The organism is Paenibacillus sp. FSL E2-8871 (assembly GCF_038000345.1).
Taxonomy (GTDB): domain Bacteria; phylum Bacillota; class Bacilli; order Paenibacillales; family Paenibacillaceae; genus Paenibacillus_AQ.
In genome coordinates this window covers 2,318,055-2,335,382 of sequence record NZ_JBBOBV010000001.1, presented here as the reverse complement: position 1 = coordinate 2,335,382, position 17,328 = coordinate 2,318,055, and the positions used below count along the sequence as shown (strand labels likewise).

18 protein-coding genes are annotated in these 17,328 nt (G+C 37.9%); 13 read left to right on the top strand and 5 right to left on the bottom strand.

The features are described from left to right. Positions 1–19: 19 nt before the first annotated feature. Positions 20–424 carry a CBS domain-containing protein gene (locus tag NYE25_RS10790; RefSeq protein ID WP_341145898.1) on the bottom strand — a complete coding sequence of 135 codons (405 nt, stop codon included), beginning with the start codon at positions 422–424 and terminating at the stop codon, positions 20–22. 181 nt (positions 425–605) lie between these two features. Here NYE25_RS10790 and NYE25_RS10785 point away from each other — a divergent pair, with 181 nt between their 5' ends. The 5 genes from NYE25_RS10785 (at position 606) to NYE25_RS10765 (ending at position 5,372) form a co-directional block, all read left to right on the top strand. Further along, the gene (locus NYE25_RS10785; RefSeq protein WP_341145897.1) at positions 606–2,714 is read left to right on the top strand and encodes a methyl-accepting chemotaxis protein; all 2,109 of its coding nucleotides are present in this window, start codon (positions 606–608) and stop codon (positions 2,712–2,714) included. 283 nt (positions 2,715–2,997) lie between these two features. Further along, a complete protein-coding gene (locus NYE25_RS10780) occupies positions 2,998–3,198 on the top strand; it encodes a cold-shock protein (RefSeq protein WP_036685790.1) in 201 nt (66 codons plus the stop codon). A gap of 121 nt (positions 3,199–3,319) precedes the next feature. Next, positions 3,320–3,547, top strand: coding sequence for a helix-turn-helix domain-containing protein (locus tag NYE25_RS10775; protein ID WP_341145896.1), 228 nt, complete (start codon positions 3,320–3,322; stop codon positions 3,545–3,547). A 203-nt stretch (positions 3,548–3,750) separates the two neighbouring features. Continuing rightward, positions 3,751–4,842 (top strand): LCP family protein, encoded by a 1,092-nt coding sequence (locus NYE25_RS10770; protein ID WP_341145895.1) that lies wholly within the window; start codon positions 3,751–3,753, stop codon positions 4,840–4,842. Between the two features lie 44 nt (positions 4,843–4,886). After that, positions 4,887–5,372, top strand: a complete 486-nt coding sequence (locus tag NYE25_RS10765) for a DinB family protein (protein WP_339266070.1) — start codon at positions 4,887–4,889, stop codon at positions 5,370–5,372. 18 nt (positions 5,373–5,390) lie between these two features. Here the strand turns inward: NYE25_RS10765 and NYE25_RS10760 are convergent, their stop codons facing one another. Continuing rightward, positions 5,391–5,600, bottom strand: coding sequence for a hypothetical protein (locus tag NYE25_RS10760; protein ID WP_042189964.1), 210 nt, complete (start codon positions 5,598–5,600; stop codon positions 5,391–5,393). Positions 5,601–5,802: 202 nt separating this feature from the next. On the opposite strand from NYE25_RS10760, the gene NYE25_RS10755 reads away from it, so the two are divergent. Further along, a complete protein-coding gene (locus NYE25_RS10755; protein WP_341145894.1) occupies positions 5,803–6,474 on the top strand; it encodes a hypothetical protein in 672 nt (223 codons plus the stop codon). 75 nt (positions 6,475–6,549) lie between these two features. On the opposite strand, the gene NYE25_RS10750 is transcribed toward NYE25_RS10755, so the two are convergent. Further along, positions 6,550–7,857: an ATP-binding protein gene (locus tag NYE25_RS10750; protein WP_341145893.1), complete on the bottom strand. Its 1,308-nt coding sequence runs from the start codon at positions 7,855–7,857 to the stop codon at positions 6,550–6,552. Continuing rightward, positions 7,850–8,587, bottom strand: a complete 738-nt coding sequence (locus tag NYE25_RS10745; protein WP_052404359.1) for a LytR/AlgR family response regulator transcription factor — start codon at positions 8,585–8,587, stop codon at positions 7,850–7,852. Before NYE25_RS10745 ends, NYE25_RS10750 begins: the two co-directional genes overlap by 8 nt. 194 nt (positions 8,588–8,781) lie before the next feature. Here NYE25_RS10745 and NYE25_RS10740 point away from each other — a divergent pair, with 194 nt between their 5' ends. The 7 genes from NYE25_RS10740 (at position 8,782) to NYE25_RS10710 (ending at position 15,976) form a co-directional block, all read left to right on the top strand. After that, complete coding sequence (locus NYE25_RS10740) at positions 8,782–9,693, top strand: ABC transporter ATP-binding protein (protein ID WP_076284638.1); 912 nt, start codon at positions 8,782–8,784, stop codon at positions 9,691–9,693. Between the two features lie 3 nt (positions 9,694–9,696). Further along, positions 9,697–10,494 carry an ABC transporter permease gene (locus NYE25_RS10735; RefSeq protein ID WP_076300537.1) on the top strand — a complete coding sequence of 266 codons (798 nt, stop codon included), beginning with the start codon at positions 9,697–9,699 and terminating at the stop codon, positions 10,492–10,494. Positions 10,495–10,650: 156 nt separating this feature from the next. Next, positions 10,651–12,438, top strand: a complete 1,788-nt coding sequence (locus tag NYE25_RS10730) for an ABC transporter ATP-binding protein (RefSeq protein ID WP_042189952.1) — start codon at positions 10,651–10,653, stop codon at positions 12,436–12,438. A 94-nt stretch (positions 12,439–12,532) separates the two neighbouring features. Next, entirely contained in the window at positions 12,533–13,807 is a 1,275-nt protein-coding gene (locus tag NYE25_RS10725; protein WP_341145892.1) for a radical SAM/SPASM domain-containing protein, read from the top strand. Next, a complete protein-coding gene (locus NYE25_RS10720; RefSeq protein ID WP_076284642.1) occupies positions 13,804–14,865 on the top strand; it encodes a TIGR04066 family peptide maturation system protein in 1,062 nt (353 codons plus the stop codon). The genes NYE25_RS10725 and NYE25_RS10720 overlap by 4 nt, the downstream gene beginning before the upstream one ends. Positions 14,866–15,201: 336 nt before the next feature. After that, positions 15,202–15,345 (top strand): hypothetical protein, encoded by a 144-nt coding sequence (locus NYE25_RS10715; RefSeq protein WP_156113154.1) that lies wholly within the window; start codon positions 15,202–15,204, stop codon positions 15,343–15,345. Between the two features lie 271 nt (positions 15,346–15,616). Then, positions 15,617–15,976 (top strand): hypothetical protein, encoded by a 360-nt coding sequence (locus tag NYE25_RS10710; RefSeq protein ID WP_060622809.1) that lies wholly within the window; start codon positions 15,617–15,619, stop codon positions 15,974–15,976. 33 nt (positions 15,977–16,009) lie between these two features. On the opposite strand, the gene NYE25_RS10705 is transcribed toward NYE25_RS10710, so the two are convergent. Continuing rightward, positions 16,010–17,272: a serine hydrolase domain-containing protein gene (locus NYE25_RS10705; RefSeq protein ID WP_341145891.1), complete on the bottom strand. Its 1,263-nt coding sequence runs from the start codon at positions 17,270–17,272 to the stop codon at positions 16,010–16,012. Positions 17,273–17,328: the final 56 nt, after the last annotated feature.

The window sequence follows — 17,328 nt, the reverse complement described above, 5'->3', positions numbered from 1 at the left end:
TTGTTGTTCAATTAATCAGTTAATCAGTAATGTTGCGAGTATAATATTCAATGATATCTTTTCGACGAATAATTCCGACAAACACGCCTTCTTTATCAATCACAGGAACAAAATTCTGATCTGCAGCGAGCGTCAGCATATCCTCCATTTCGGCATTTATGAGAACGCTCTCGTTATGAACATGCTTTTGGATATCGCTTACTGTAACTTCCCCTATATTGTCAAAAGTTAGGCCTGCTGTGTTTTTCAGCTTCCATAATAGATCACCTTCCGAAAGTGTTCCTACATATTTTCCTTCATTATCAATAATAGGGATAGCCGTATAATGGTGCTGCTCCAATTGTTCTAAGGCTTCCAGCATGGATAGTGAGTTGGTGATATAGGCAACTTGATCTTTAGGCAACAAAAAAGAGGAGATTTCCATCGGCATGAACTCCTTTGTATTGAGATTTTTTTAGTTAGGCTACTTTTATTTAAACATACTTTTTGAAGGGATAGGTGTTTTAAATTTTATTATTTAATTATAGGTGAAAAGACCTATTTAATGATAGTCGTATTTTGTCGATTAAAGATAAGGTATATTATCCTAGAGTGGAGTTGTTCAGATGGCGTTATATCGTAGGCTTTCTTTAACGGTTAAATTTGTTCTGGTAGTAAGTTTAGTTATCATTGTTATCTTTTTCTTTAGTCTAATCGCGAATCTGCTTAATCTTCGAAGTGTGAGCATATCGAACGGTGAACTAGAGGCGGAAGTTGCTGGGCGAAGTTATGCGGAAACGATTCAGAATAGTATGGTAGACATAGAGTCGGCAGCAAAGGTATTCACAGATGTACTGGTTGAATCAAGAGAACATCAAACTTTGAGTCGTGAAGAAGTTATTTCTACTATGAAATCTATGCTTGAGAATAGACCCGAGCTTTTTGCAATTAGTACATTGTGGGAACCCAATGCCTTCGATCAAAACGATCAGGCTAATATCAATAAGACGCCATATGATGATGGTACGGGGCGTTTTATTCCTTATGTTCTTAGAAATAAAGGTTTAATAACGGTTGAACCCTTAAAGAATTACGATGTAGAAGGTGCGGGTGATTATTACCTTTTACCTAAAAAAGAGAAAAAACCGATCTACATTGAACCCTATTCCTATGAGACGACTGGTGGGGCAATAGAGATGATTTCGGTTATGCTGCCTATTTTGGACAAATCGGGCACTTTTCTTGGGACGGTAGGATTTGATGTTTCGTTATCAAAGCTCCAGGAGGATGCTGATAAATATAAACCTATGGGTGGATACGTTTCTCTAGTCACGGGTAATGGTAAATATGCAGCTAATCCTAATGATCCAGAAAGTGTACTTAAAGATTTCGGTGATACGGAAGAGAAAGCTGCGCTGTGGAGACAAGTGAAGAATGGGAAGTCGGTTCAGGGGTACACCAATAATTCCAAAGGAGAAAATGTACTTCGTATTTTTGTTCCGATTCCACTGCCAGAAAGCGATCAGGTATGGTATACGCAGACTGCGATTCCTAAAGCTACAATCATGGCTGACTACGAACAAGCTAAAACAGAATCTTTTATCATCATGCTTGTTGGGATGCTGATTTTAGGAATAGTTATAGTCTTTCAATTATGGTTAATGGTGATCAAACCGCTTCGAGTATTATCTGAGAAATTGCAGCTTATGGCTCAAGGGGACTTAACACAAACCTTGCAGGTTCGAAATGATGATGAATTCGGTAAGATGTCTTCACATTTTAATCAGATGACACATAAGCTTCGAGAAATGTTTGGACTTGTGGCTGATTTATCGATGTCAGTGGGTGCTACTTCTGAAGAGTTGACAGCGAACGCGGAACAGACAGGGAAAGCTGCTGAACAGATTGCTGTGGCTATTGGACGAGTCGCCGAGGGAGCGCAACTGCAGAATGGTTATGCAGGAGAATCTTCTCTGGCCATGAGCGATCTTAGCATTGGAGTGCAACGTATCGCTGACTCTTCATCAGCGGTGTCTGCATCTGCAGACGAAGTAACCGATCAAACGAAGAGAGGCAGTGCACAGCTTCAAATGGCGGTGAACCAGATGACAGAGCTTAAGCAATCCGTGGATGAGACGAGTCTGGCGATTGAACGACTAGGTGAAAGATCTGTACAGATTAGTGGGATTATTGGTCTGATCTCGAATATCAGTAAACAGACTAATCTATTAGCATTAAACGCAGCAATTGAAGCATCCAGAGTGGGTGAACAAGGTCGTGGATTTGCTGTAGTAGCTTCGGAAATACGCATGTTGGCGGATCAAACGAAACAAGCTGCCGAACAAGTTACTGAATTAGTCGAACATGTGGTCCAAGATACTAATCAAGCCTCACAGGCTATGGCTATTGGTAATGAGCAAGTACGTATCGGTGTGCAGGGTGTATCTGACAGTGATCTTTTGTTTACATCGATTCTTGCTGAAATGACACAGGTTACAGATCAGATTCAGGAAGTATCTGCAGCTGCACAGCAGATGACTGCTGGTACAGAGCAAATTTCAGCTAGTGTAAAAGTATTAGCCGAGCTTGCATCAGAAGCGTCCGCGGATTCACAAAGTGTAGCAGCAGCCTCAGAGGAGCAGCTTGCTTCTATGGAAGAAATTTCAGCTTCGACGGAATCCCTCAGCTCAATGGTGCAAGATTTGCTGGACAAATTGTCTTATTTTAAAATTTAAACTGATGTGATATTGTGATTACAGGTGGGAAACCCTGTCCTTTTCTAAAGGATTAGGGTTTTTCCATTTATTACATAATCTAAAAGGTATCTACATGCCATCGGATGTGCTATAATCAATATATCGAAAGTAGTTACCTGCTAATTCACATAGCGTAGAGGGTTATTCTTAAGATGACAATAACCTTGTACCATATGTGAATTTTTATTTTTTTAGAGATTTTGTAAGAGATTTTTTTGGGATAAGAATAACATGTAAATTAAAAAAAGGTGGTAATTATATTATGCAAACAGGAACAGTGAAATGGTTTAACGCAGACAAAGGCTTTGGTTTTATCGAGGTTGAAGGCGGAGAAGACGTATTCGTACATTTCAGCGCAATCACTGGTGATGGATTCAAGTCTTTGGATGAAGGACAACGTGTAGAATTTAACGTAGTTCAAGGCAATCGTGGTCAACAAGCTGAGAATGTTGTAAAACTCTAAAGTTGTGAAAAGAATCCCCAAACTTATAGTTTGGGGATTTTTTTAAATATAAGAAATTACAAGTTTCACACAATACTTTATGTCTTATATTTCTCGCTTAGTAGAAAGGTGGCGGATGTAAGTGCAGGTGTTTGAAGACTGGAATTTAAAAGTGAAGAAAACCTTTAACGCAACAAGCAATAAAGAAGTATTGACTGTGTCTGAGGCTGGTAGCTTGCTTGGTCTGTCTAAAGATCAAATGAAAAGCTATGTAGACCAGCATAAGTTAACTAAAGTCCCGATCATGAGAAGTGTTGTCAGGTATCTTATACTGAAAAGTGAAATTGATAAGATCCTGAACAAAACCTAATGTAACCTCAAAAAACTTTGCAGACCCATCCTTGATAGGATGTGGTCTTTTTTTTGCCTCAAAAATTTCTTATAAAAGAAACTTATCGATCCAATGATCGTCTATAATAATGGGATATTTAGGTAATGGAGGGTAGGCACAAATAAAAAGTGATGTTCATTAATGGTGAGAAGTCGCATAAACAGAAAGGGTAATTCATTCAAATGAAAAATAAACAGAGCACTCATCCACCTGCTTCATTTGCTTTAAGTAGAATCGAGAAAAAGAAAGTGAAAAAGAATAAAATCAGCAAGAAAATGAAGATGTGGTACTTTTCGATCGCTACCTTACTTCTTGTTGGGCTGGGATCCTTTATTTTTCGTAAAGAACTAATGATTTTTGGGTTTGATAATGTTGTAGCGCCAACTATTGAACACACCCTTGAAGAGTCCTATGTGCCGTTGGAAGACACTGAAGAATCTGGATTACAAGCAACGACGGAAAATAAAGACCGTCCTTTCTCTATCCTTCTACTAGGCACCGATCAGCGTGGCAAAGAAAACGGACTTTCTGATTCCATTATTTATACAGTTATTCGACCTGTAGACCATAAAGCACTGCTCGTCTCCATTCCCCGTGATTCATATACTGAAATTATTGGAGCAGAAAATATCAAAGGAGCAAGAAAAGAAACCAAGATTAATGCAGCGCATTCCTACGGTGGTCCTCAGATGAGTGTGGATACCGTTAAGAATCTACTGAACGCACCTATTGATTACTATGCTACTATTAATTTTAATGGGCTTGTGGGTGTTACAGATGCTCTTGGAGGAGTGGTGCTTCCAATCACCAAGGTGATAGAGAATAAGAGCCCCGATCATGAAAAACTAAGAATTGAGCCGAACAAACCGATCTATTCCGGTAAGGAAGCTTTAATGTATGTAAGATATCGGGAAGATTCTGATTTTAAGAGAACAGAGAGACAAAGGATTTTCCTAAAAGCAGCGCTTGATCGGATGAAAAGAATAGATAATATTCTTAATATACAGAACATTATTGAAATTGCTGGCAGTAACTTTAAAACCAATATGAAGTCAGATTTTATTTTGGATTTGGCTAAGAAGGTAATTCTTGAAGGTGGAACCCCTAAAATAACGAGTCATATGCTCCAAGGGGAAGGAAAACATACGGATCAATGGTATTATATACTCAATGAAAATGATGTAAAGCGTACCCATGATATGATTGAGATTTGGCTGAATCCAGAATCTACTGAGGCTGATCTAATAACTGCTTCTAAGGATGATGCTGCATAATATTTTTGCTATTCTATTTTATATTCACACGGAGGTTAGCTTCTATGGCGGTAAAATCAAAGGAGCAAATGATACTCGAATTTAAGTCTCTTATTCCATTCGTGAAATCATTAGAAGAGGTGCCAGATAAACATTGGGATAAGCCCATAGCTACTGGTAAATGGACCGTGAAGGATATTCTCTGTCACCTCATGCTCTGGGATAAATATTTCTATGAAGGTGCTATTAAGAAGATTATTTTGAAAGAACCACTAACAACGAAACATTTGGATTTTAACGAATTTAATGCTAATGCGATTGAGTATGCCAAATTGTTATCCAAGCAAACCTTGATTGAACAATTTGTGCTCTACAGATCTAGAATTTTAGATGCAGTCTCTGGATTAACGGATGAAGAATGTGATTTGGAATATAAGGATGGAGACCGCAAGAAGTTCAGTGTTCGCAAGTATATGAGAAGTTTTATTCCGCATGATAAGCATCATAAAAAACAGATTGAACAATTTCTAAAATACATACAGCAAGGTTGAAAGTTTGCCTTTTATGGTTTAAGCTTTAGCACGATTCTGAACCAATTTCATGGATTGCCGAATGAGTATTGGGCCGAACATGCTGCCGGCTGAGGCGGCTATAAAGGAATGTAAGGGAAACCTTATGGCAAAGTAAATGACCGTTCCAGCTACAAAGTCAATAAGAATGAATTTCTTGATCTCGGATAGTGGGATTGTAACGAATACAAATGATTCTTTATTTTTCAAGTGGTTGACCTCCTAATTGATAACGCAGCATATAAATCCACTGTTCATTCTATTTTGAGAACAAGATGTCCCATTCGAAATATTTAGACTAACGGCATAGAAGAGTAAAGGGTGAAGACTCGAATGGATAATCAGGATCATCAAAAAGATCGGAAACCGCCTATATATACAGATAGCAAATCATGTTATGGAAGAAATCAGGATGAGAAAGCTTCAGTCACATGATCTTGTCCCATCTGAAGGAGAGATTGCGAAGTTGTACGGTGCCGACTTTAATAAGCCTGGCTTTGAATTTGTTCGACCATTACCTAGCCATCAGCTATATGAGCCCATCGTGACTGATATGAAGCGAGTAAATGGAAAACGGTTCTTGCTACGTTTACGCATGCCGGTACAAGCCTATGAATTATATGGTGCGCCGAAGGAACTTGAATTAGTGTATGATTTTGAGCATGAAGGTACGGTTGACGTATCACTGCAATGGTTCGGAAAAGAAGCCAACCGCCTTCCAGAAGCAAGCTGGTTCGGTTGTGCATTGAATGTCGATAATCCTAATCTTTGGTTGATGGATAAGATGGGCTTGCCAGTCTCACCTTTGCGTGTAGTGAAGGACGGGAATCGTAATCTTCATGCCATTGGACGTGGCGTTAGTTATCAGGGGGCAGATGGGAGCGCCTTTATCGAAACCATGGATGCTGCGTTGGCTGCACCGGGTCAAAAAAGACTGCTACAATTCGATAATTCTTTTGTTTCTCTAGATAAAGGATGGCATTTTAATTTGCACAACAATATCTGGGGTACCAATTTCCCTATGTGGTACGGTGAAGATGCAGTATTTCGTTTTCGTCTAAATTTACAATCGAACCGTAAGTAAAATAATAGATGTACTTGTGACTGAAATGCACCCCTTAGAATAAACATTGGAAAACCCTCTGGGTTCGATGTCTTTCTATGAGGTGCATTTTTGCTCAGTTTCTGCAACTGATAAGATCTCAATGTTAAAAAGACAAATTTCCACTTGGAAAATTTGGTTTTCATAGGTGATATCCCATATTCCGCCGATTTCTTCTACCGCATTCTTTACGCTTTTTAGACCGATACCATGAAAATGCTTGTCTCGTTTTGTTGTGGCTAATTCCCCGAAATGATTCATACGTATTGAATGCTGATATGGATTCTGTATTCTGATAAATAAAGTACCCTTATGATAATGAAGTTGGAATTTAATATAGGGCTGAGTCACACCTGGATGCCTGCATGCTTCTATGGCATTATCAAGGGTGTTCCCTAGAATAATGCTAAATGCATAAGCATCTAGGTCAAGCTGAGGTGGAATCTTAATATCCGTTTGAAAGGAGATACCCAGCTTTTTGGCAAATTGCGACTTGTAATTAATGATAGAGTCGATTAGGATGGAGCCGGTATTACTTTCACCTGAAGAGAGTTCTATTACTCCAAGAAGCTTATCCACATCATTCAGTCCGGCTTCTTTTTCCCCAGCTTGTAATTGAGACCTCAGGCCGAGCAAGATATTCCTGAAATCATGTTGAAACGTAAAGACTTCTTGCTGCCTTTCTTTCGTGAGCAGATACTGGTTCATATAGTAGGTGTTCTGCTGTTCCAACAAGTAGTTTTTATTCTGTGCCGATTGTATGGTTAATACACGATCACACAAAAGAATGATCAGGAAGTTGATCAATAGCATTCCTCCGGACAAAGTCGGATACAACGCCGGATATTCCCGCAATGACAGCTCACCCGATAATTTTGCAATACTGAGAATGCTGATAAACGGAAAGCAGAACAGCCCGATCCAATACCAGCTGCTTAGACTGCCCTCGCCAAAAGCTTTGGTAAAACGAAGCGTGATCTGTACCAGTATAAACATCAGAATCTTAGACAAAAACAAGGTAAAGATGTATCCGCTTGTCGTATACACAGGTGCAGTAGCTGCATCTGAAAGAATAATCAGTGCGACTATAAATAAAGCAGCACCAATACGCCATTGTATTTTTCCTTTATACAAAAAGGACAAGAGAACGATCCCCACTATATTAAGCCCTAGCATCCATAAGCCGGGGAGTGGGCTGTAATGAAGGAGGAGTACGAAAATATAATAAGCAGTGTATACGGAATAAAGGATTACTTTGGATTCCCAAAGCCGTGGGAAACAATGATCATAGAAATAATGAATGATAAATGGGAGAGCTGCCAGTGTGAGGGCATAGAACAGCTCATCCAGTAGAATATTATTCAAGCAGACTCCCCCTGAATTGCAAATAACTCTTTTTCACTACGGTGCTTTGCTTATCGCTAATCGGAAGTTCTTCCCCACTCGTTAATACAATTTTTTTGCCCTGAATTTGTTTTATGTAATCGAAATTCACAAGATACGATTGATGAATCCGCACAAACTGCTTCGAAGGTAGCTTTCCTTCTTCTATAGATAAAGTACTGTAATATTCCGTTTGATCTTCCGTTGTTTGCAAAATGATTTTTCGGCGATCACTTGCCAAGTACATAATATTACGGATTGGAATAAGTAGTTTAGTTCCACTTTGGTGTACAGGCAGTAATTTTGGTTGGTTTTGCTGACGCTTGACCTTTATTTGCTGAATCATAGAGATTAGTTTTTTTTCAAAAGACTCGTTATGTATAGGCTTCTTTATAAAACCGGAAGGTTGAACGTCAAATAGTTGAACATGATACTCTTCGTGGCTCGATACGTAAATCAACCGAACCCTATCATTATCACAATCTCTCCGTAATATATGACCCGCTGTTATTCCGCTTATTCCCTTCATTTCTATATCCATAAAAATAAGATCAAATGGACAACCATGTTGAATGGCTTTCGTGAAACTTTCACCAGAATAGAATATCGATACCTCTATCTTTACAGTCTGCTGAATGGGATGGTTAAGGATCAATCTCTCAATATATTCTGTTGCCTTGAAATCATCATCACAAATAGCAATATGTATCATGTGAAATTCCCCTCCTGTGTTATAAATAATAATACATTATATGGGAGTATAATCAACCTTTATCCTTTTAGGGATCACTTGGAAGCGGCGAAAGTTACATTTATTCCCGTGTTTTTTACCATTGCGATTAGTAATTCTAGTAAACATGCTAATTTAATATCAATTAGTAGCAGACGGTATGGAGGAGTTGAAAAATGAATACAACAATCTTTGAAGCTGAGGGATTAACTAAACAGTACGGCAGTGCAAATGCGCTTCATAATATAAATATGCAGATTAAACAGGGTGATATCTATGGCTTTGTAGGTGAGAATGGAGCAGGTAAAACCACACTCATGAAAATAATTAGTGGATTAGTTTACCCTACAAAAGGGACTATCCAATTGATGGGTAAAAGTAGTGAGAAGGACATCGCACGAGTCAGAAAAAAAATGGGGGTTTTAATAGAGCTACCTGCCCTCTACCCCCATATGAATGCTGAAGAGAATTTAAGCTTTTATTGTAAGATTCATGGTATTTCGGATTTCAAGAGAATTAAAGATGTGCTGAATTTAGTGGGACTAACGGATGTTGAAAACAAAAATACAACGGAATATTCTCTGGGCATGCGTCAACGCTTAGGGCTGGCAATTTCCCTTCTCAATGAACCGGAATTTTTAGTGTTGGATGAACCGATTAATGGACTTGATCCTACAGGAATTGTAGAGATGAGAAAATTATTGGCTAAGCTGGCACATGAAAAAGGGGTTACCATCTTGATTTCCAGCCATATCTTGAGTGAGCTCCAATTGTTAGCTACCAAATTCGGGTTTATTCATAAAGGGCAGTTCATTAAGGAAGTCTCTGTGGAAGAACTCTTGCAATCAGCCGAAGCACAAATTTGTATTAAGACCGTTGAAATAGCTGCAGCAATAAACGTGCTTAAGAACGATCTTAATATTCATTCGATCACATTGTCAGAAGCCGGAGAAATATTGGTTCCCAAGGATTTGACAGATCTTGAACAGTTAATGTCAACGTTAATTAGAAATGGAATTCCACTTGAAGGAATCAACCTGTCCACAGCAAATCTTGAGCATTATTATATGGATCTGATAGGAGAATGAGCAATGAGGGATTTTCTGAAAGCTGAGTCTTACTTTATAAGAAGGGATATCATGTTTAAGGGAATTTCTCTTCTGTTCCTTATAGCAAGTCTGGTACTAGCAATCTGGATTGGCGGTAAAGGTGGTTTTGAAATCGGTAATCTCGCGGAACCCTTAACGATTGTGACACCTTTGTCTTTATTTTTTTATTTTATTATTCCAGTTTACGTATGTTTTTTTGCAACCGAAGGATTTGAATATGGATCAATCAAAGTTATCCTGGCTTCCGGACAAAGCAGGTTTATCTATATCACGGGGAAATACCTTTCTGTTTTTAAAATTATTATATGGTGGATTTTACAATTTACAGTAGTGTTTTATCTCGCTTATATGATAGCTGCTTTGATAATTGGGACTGACATCGGTAATCGTAATTTTTCTGCTGACTTGATTCAAGTTTCCCGTGTACTGGGATTAAATATCCTTTATTTATCAGCTTATGCTGCTCTAATCATTATGGTAGGTATCCTTATTAAAAGAACGGCTTCAGCGGTGGTTGTAACTTTTCTAATTATATTCGGAGACTTCATGATATCCGGTTATTTCCGTGATGCTTCCTCCGCATTGTTAAGGGGGATTTCAGACCATGCTTTAACGACTCAGGTTATGAAGTTTTCCGGAATCTACGTCGTTAATTCACAACATATAGTCCTAACCGGAGCAAAGAGCTTTATGGAAGTGGTGTTGATTCCTGTGATTATCATAGCTATTAGTTTGTCTGTCACCTATATTTCGTTTGGAAAAAGAGATATACACGCGTAGATAAAGGAGGAATTGAAATGGACAGGGGTAATAGATCACCAAAAACGATCGTTATTGTAGGTGCGTTGCTAGCTATTGTAGTTTTTGTTGTTCTTTTTGTTGGTATTGAGATGGGATGAGGCTAGTCTCAGTATATGTCGCGGGGAGTTATGTGAAATGAAATACAATGTAGTATGGATCAGCATTAAAGAGTTATTTCATCCTTACCGTAAAAACATTTGGATAATCAGTATTGTTATGTTGGTGACTTCTATAGGGAGCTTTTTGACTCCTTGGTTTACCAAGCAACTTATTGACATTGGTATTCTAGGTTTGGATTTTTATCGAGTTATTCAATACGTAGGACTAATTTTTTTAATATTCCTTATCCAACAATTACTTGGTATTTTTCAATTCTATTACTATAAGGAAATAAGTGTGAGAATACCATATGACTTGAATAAGAAAGCTTGTAAACATGTGTTATCCGTACGCACGAAATTTTTTAAAGACAGAAATTTCTCAGTAGTGATGTCTGAGCTTTTTCAAGATATCGCCAACATATCGTCTTTGACAGACACGCAATTTTTAACATCTTTCGTTAATCTATTTAAAGTTTTCGCCGGCTTAACAGCATTGTTTTATATTAACTGGAAATTAACTCTAGTTATGCTCGCTACAATTCCAGTCAAAATGCTAATTAGCAGTTTTTTATATAAAAAGCAAGTAAAGGTATATGAGATCATTATGCACTTGCAATCAAATTTCTCAGAATGGTTAGGGGATGCAATTAGTGGCATTGAAGCGATAAAAGTATGGGGGATTACTGGAAAACGACTAGCGAAACTGAAAGTGAATCTGGATGGAAGTAAAAATGCTAAATCCAAGTTAATGCGTTATGGATTTATTGATAGTATATCGGGTTCGTTTATGACGACATTGTTTACTTGTGGTCTTTACTTGTACGGTGCTTGGTTAATCCAAAAAGATGAAATCACCATTGGCGGTCTGGTATCTTTCATTTCGTACTCATCATTGGTATTTGAACCAATTACTATCATATCGTATTTGATTACGCAATTATCCAGCGTGAAACCAGCCTTTGAGCGGTTTTTAAAATTTCTAAATACCGATGCTGAAATTGATAAACCGGAAGCGAAGGAATTATTAGAATCAATATCTATCAATGATCTGAAATTCGAAAACGTATCCTTGGTTTATGAGAATGAAAAAGCTCTGGATCAAGTGAATTTTACCATTCAAAAAGGTGAGAAAGTAGCGATTATTGGTTTGAACGGCAGCGGCAAATCATCTGTTGTAAATCTGCTGCTAAGATTCTATGAGCCAACTGAAGGCAGCATCAAAATAAACGATAAAGATGTGAAAGAGTATACTTTTGAATCCTATCGCTCAATATGGAGCTTGATGGCTCAAAACAATTATCTTTTCAATGATACTGTGGCGAACAATATCAACATTTCTGAAGAGCTTACACTTACTGAGATATTGGAAAGCTGCAAACAGTCAGGGGCATATTCATTTATCCAAGACCTACCCGAAAAAATGGACACTCGAATTGGTTATAATGGCGCTAAACTATCGGGTGGACAAAAACAAAAAATAGCACTTGCCCGAACATTAGCACGTAAGGATACAAAAATTCTGCTATTGGATGAAGCAACCTCAAGCTATGACTATTATTCGGAGCAGGTTTTTAACGAGGAACTGTTATCTTCAGATCGTTATATGATGACTATCATTATCACGCATCGACCGGAAGTATTAAAGAGATTAGATAAGATTATTTATTTAAATGGTGGCAAGGTTCTTGGGATAGGAACTTTTGATGAGTTGTATACATCTCAGGAGAGTTTTAGAGATATGATTACTAGTACTCAAAGGGAGGAAACCCCGGATGCCTTTTATTCCTTTTCAAACGAGAGCGAATCTACATTACGTCTATGACATGAATAGAAACAGTATTTATAAAATCAAACAGAATCAGTATGAAGCGTTAAGTCATATTTCTGAAGGCAGTTATGAGGAAGCTGATGTAAATGTGCTTAAAGATTTTCAAAAGAGAGGGCTTTTAGCTGAATCTCCGATTCTACAAATTGAGCATCCGGCAAGTCAAATGTTGGAGTACCAGTTAGAGCGCTGTGTTAACTCAATCACTTTTCAAATGTCTCAAAATTGCAACTTGCGTTGTGGTTACTGTCCTTACTCAAGCAATGAAATTTATAATAATCGTTCACATTCTGCTCTGAATATAACCTGGGATACTCTGCAGCAAGGGATTGATTTCCTTGTAGCCCATTCTAAAGACGTGGACCACTTGCATGTAGCTTTTTATGGTGGGGAGCCTTTGATTGAAAAAAAACTCATCATAGATACTATGAAATATACACAGGAAAAAGTCAGCGGCAAAGAAATTTCCTTTGGTATGACTACTAATGGCACACTTCTGGATGATAGTTTTGCAAGGGAAGTTCGTGATTTTAACATATCCATTATGATTAGCCTGGATGGACCGAAGGATGTTCATAATGAAAATAGGACGTTTGTAAATGGACGTGGTTCCTATGAGAATGTATATCGTAATGTTGTACATATTCGAGATAACTATCCTGATCTATATCAAAAACTGAAGTTCAATACAGTTATTAGTCCAGATGGTAAGTTCGAAGAAATCTTTGATTATTTTAGAGCGGGAGAAGGAGTTAGTGACCTCTCTAAAGTTAACTTTAATACACTATCCATGAACTATACAGAGACGGAATTCGTTTATGGTGAGGCTTATTTTGAAGAACGAAATTACGAAGCTTTGAAGGCATATCTATTGCTGCTAGGAAAAGTAAAAGAAGAGCCTGTGGCCTATCATAAACGTGATATTGAAACCATTTATAGCTACAAAGAGTTTCTTTCGCCAATCAATGAGACCCCAAAAATTGCTCATCCTAGCGGGACTTGTATACCAGGCTTGAAAAAACTTTTTGTAGATGTAAACGGTAACTTTTTTCCTTGTGAGCGTATAGATGAAAATTCTTCACTAATGAAAATGGGAAATCTTCAGGATGGTTTTGATATTAAAAAGGTTCGAGAAATTTTGAATGTTGGAGCAGTTACGGAACAACACTGTAAAGAATGCTGGGCCTTTCATTGCTGCTCTATATGCCCCGCTGCAGCGGATAATGGAAAGGATGAACATTATTCAGAAAGCTATAAGCTTAGCAAATGCAACAGGGTTAAAGCGTCGGCATTAGAGAATTTGAAGAACTATACGATGATGAGGGAATTTAAATATCAGTTTAAAAGAGAGGATATTTCACTGTGAAGAAAAAACTGGCGGTTTACCCTTTTCATAAAGGTCTGATGCCTTTATTGCTAACAGAAAGTGAGCTTCAGAATTTCGAGCTGATATATGCCGTAGTTCCAAAAGGCTGGGAGTCATTCGATGAAGTGGACGACACTAAAAAGGCTTTAATATGTGATGAAGAGAGCTTTTATTTAAATGATCTGATTAACTCTGTTGATGTACTGTTATTATGTAAGCCTCAATTTCAAGTTGATGAATCAGGTTACTGCCGGTTAACTTCTCTTGCAGAAGAGAAGGGAAAGCATATTATGTACGTGGCTGAATTGAAAACTGTATTAAACCAATCAACCATAGAGGGTTGGGAATGTCTGAATCTAGAGCATCCTTCTATATCGAAACAGAAAGCATTAGCGAGTATCGACGTCCCAGTTATTTTAATTATGGGGATGGGGGAAAACTGCGGAAAATGGAATTTGCAGCTTAAACTAAGTGAAAACTTTCGCAATTCGGGATATAAGATGAGTTTGATTTCCAGCAATGCACTATCTAGATTATGGGGATACCATACAATCCCAGACATTATAGACGGCAATGATCTAACGTTTTCAGAACAGGTCGAGAGTATTAATGCCTATATTAAATATATAGAACAAGCTGAGAATCCAGATGTCATTATTATTGGAGTTCCAGGAAGCATTCTTAAGTATAGCACTTCAGTTCCCAATGGATATGGGTATATACCTTTCCTAATCAGTAATGCAGTCACACCAGATATCACAATATTAAGCTTGTATAACGGAAATTACGAAGAATCCCATTTGAAAGAAATGAAGTCCACTTGTTTATACAAATATGGCGTTAATATTGATTACTATCATATTTCTGAGAATGTTTGTTTATATAATCCAGAAGCAAGACAACTAGAATACTATTCTGTAGATTATCTGGACTCAGTGGAAAACAATTCCTATTCTCAAGAGGGGATGTATACTTTTAATCTTTCTAATTCTACAAGTCAGGAAGAGGCTTTTAGAAGAATTATAAGTGAGCTGCAAAATAATATTCCGATGATTTAAAGGAGGGGAAGGAGTTGTTGTATCTAAACGAACAGGTTATAGAAGAAACAGTCAAAAATTATGTCAAAGAATTCGATAGAACGACCAATCTATTAGGTGTAACTTCTGTTAGAAATATAATTTATATTTTAACAGATCTCGAGAACGAACTTGGATTCCAGATCAATGATTCTTTTGTCCGTGAAATCAAAGACTTAACTGTAGAAAAACTTATTGAAGTTATACCGAAACATCTAAAGTAGTGGCATAGAAATTTCGCTCTATCATTCTCAATGCTGACATAAGAGATGTATTCAAAACAGACCCTATGACAAACTGAAAGGAGGGGACTAAACAATGGAACTGAATAAAAACGCTTCTCAACAAGTAGCTCCTATGGTCTCTACATTTGCAGCTTGCTGGTGTATGTGCCTATGCCTTATTTTTACAGAAAAAAGACATAGTGACCAATTAGATGCTTTGAATGCTGTTAAAAATTAGTGAATTTATGCATCACTAATTGAGATCCTGTTTTTGACGAAGTTTTATTAGAAAATTGGCTGTTTTGGATACATCCTTTATGTCAGCATTTAAACTCTAATATAAAATCTCCGGCAACAATATTGCCAGGAGATTTTTTTGTTCAGGGCTTGTTTTGATTGGGCTGATATCGGAAGAGTACTGAAAGTCACAGAGGATTATTTTAATTATCGATATAATGAAAGCGTTATCTTTTTTATTGCAGTTTACTTAAATTAAAAGGAGATAAGCTATGAGAGTGAGCAAAGTTTCTTTTAACCAGCTTGTGTTTATTTGTTTAGGGATTCAATACATGTTAATGCATTTGTTCTCTGCAGGCGAGGCGATTGTCATCACATCCATAGAGCTTGTTATATACATGATTTTTACCGTTGTTGGCCTTGTAGGATTTTTTATGCGGAGCAGAAAAGTGGATAGTGAGGCTATTTCCGGATTGGTCGCATTATTCTTCAGTGTATTATGGATGGTATCTTTATTTTCGCAATTTAAGAAAGAAAGCTACCCAGATGCTTTAACGGTAATTAATTCGCTTGGCGTAGCTACTGCCTTACTTGTGCTTCTGGCTGAGTTCATCATTATAGCTAAGGCCTAGCGTAAACACGAACAAAAAACAAGACAGGTCTATTTAAGACTTGTCTTGTTTTTTGTGCATTCCCAGAAATGAAAGCACACCCTGAGCATTCCGCTTAAATTCATATTCTGAATCATGCTTCGTATGATGGAATCTTGTTTCCGAGATTGGATAAAAGGGAGTGACCTCTACATCATTCCAGACAAAATAGTAATCTTGGCCACTACGCTCCACGCTCGCTTTGCAGCCATATCCCTCATAGGCTCCCATATATGAAGCATAAATGCTATCATCAAGCGGGTAGGCTTGCGGAGAGATCGGCACGCTTACAGGTTCACCGAAGACTAATCCAGCTAGCGATTCCGTTAACTTAGTGACGGGTACGCAATCATAATTAGTCAACATGATGACGCTTGTTTGATCTTCAGGGTATCTATGCAGTTCACTTCGGAAGCCGCGATAGGCACCGCCGTGATACATTCTTTTTCGATCAAAACGTTCGTCCAAGAACCAACCGAATCGATATTTGAGATTACTGGAATGAAAAGCCATCTCTAGGGTGTTATGAGACACTAATTGATCAGAGTACAAGGCTTGATCCCACAGGAAAAGATCGGCAGCCGTCGAATACATCCCGCCAGCGGATAAGATAGAACTCATATTTATGTATTCCCCCTGAGTATACTCTCCCCAAGAAGAATGATAAGGCGAGGCTAATTTCGGAATAATTTGCTGGTTGTTATAAACTCCTGTATTTACCATGCCCAGAGGCTGTAATATAAAAGTAGTGATATAATCTTCAAATGTCATCCCTGTAATCTTCTCAATAATCATCCCCAGCAAATAATATCCTGAGTTGTTATAGGCAAATGAAGTGCCAGGCATAAATGCAGGGGGCTGACTCACAAATAGCTGAAACATCTCCTGTGGAGTCAGCTTTAGCTTATTTAATTTTTGATTATATTCGGGTATGGAAGTGTAGTTGGCTATACCAGAGGTATGTCCCAGCAGGTGAAGGATGGTAATCCCCTCTAGTGCATGCTGCTGAGGGAAATATTTTAGGATTGGATCTTCCAGTCTAAGACGTTTTTGTTCTTTTAGCATGAGGATAGCCATGCCAGTGAATGATTTGGTAAGTGACCAGATCCGGAATTTGGTATCTAAAGTGTTGGGGACCTGATGTTCAAGATTCGCATATCCGTACGCTTTATGTAACTTGATTTCTCCACGCTGAGCTATTAAGACTGTGCCACTTAATGGCCAGCTTTGTTCGTATTTATCTAAATAGTGCTCCAGACGCTGGAACTGTGTATCCACAGGTAACCCCTCCTTAAAGGCATATTCTAACATAATAATAAATTCAGTTGAAGTGG

Coding starts and splice junctions, on each gene's coding strand:
- NYE25_RS10765 (WP_339266070.1), top strand. CDS start 4,887: ATGGCGGTAAAATCAAAGGAGCAAATGATACTCGAATTTAAGTCTCTT.
- NYE25_RS10735 (WP_076300537.1), top strand. CDS start 9,697: ATGAGGGATTTTCTGAAAGCTGAGTCTTACTTTATAAGAAGGGATATC.
- NYE25_RS10740 (WP_076284638.1), top strand. CDS start 8,782: ATGAATACAACAATCTTTGAAGCTGAGGGATTAACTAAACAGTACGGC.
- NYE25_RS10710 (WP_060622809.1), top strand. CDS start 15,617: ATGAGAGTGAGCAAAGTTTCTTTTAACCAGCTTGTGTTTATTTGTTTA.
- NYE25_RS10715 (WP_156113154.1), top strand. CDS start 15,202: ATGGAACTGAATAAAAACGCTTCTCAACAAGTAGCTCCTATGGTCTCT.
- NYE25_RS10770 (WP_341145895.1), top strand. CDS start 3,751: ATGAAAAATAAACAGAGCACTCATCCACCTGCTTCATTTGCTTTAAGT.
- NYE25_RS10790 (WP_341145898.1), bottom strand. CDS start 424: ATGGAAATCTCCTCTTTTTTGTTGCCTAAAGATCAAGTTGCCTATATC.
- NYE25_RS10755 (WP_341145894.1), top strand. CDS start 5,803: ATGAGAAAGCTTCAGTCACATGATCTTGTCCCATCTGAAGGAGAGATT.
- NYE25_RS10780 (WP_036685790.1), top strand. CDS start 2,998: ATGCAAACAGGAACAGTGAAATGGTTTAACGCAGACAAAGGCTTTGGT.
- NYE25_RS10745 (WP_052404359.1), bottom strand. CDS start 8,587: ATGATACATATTGCTATTTGTGATGATGATTTCAAGGCAACAGAATAT.
- NYE25_RS10785 (WP_341145897.1), top strand. CDS start 606: ATGGCGTTATATCGTAGGCTTTCTTTAACGGTTAAATTTGTTCTGGTA.
- NYE25_RS10730 (WP_042189952.1), top strand. CDS start 10,651: ATGAAATACAATGTAGTATGGATCAGCATTAAAGAGTTATTTCATCCT.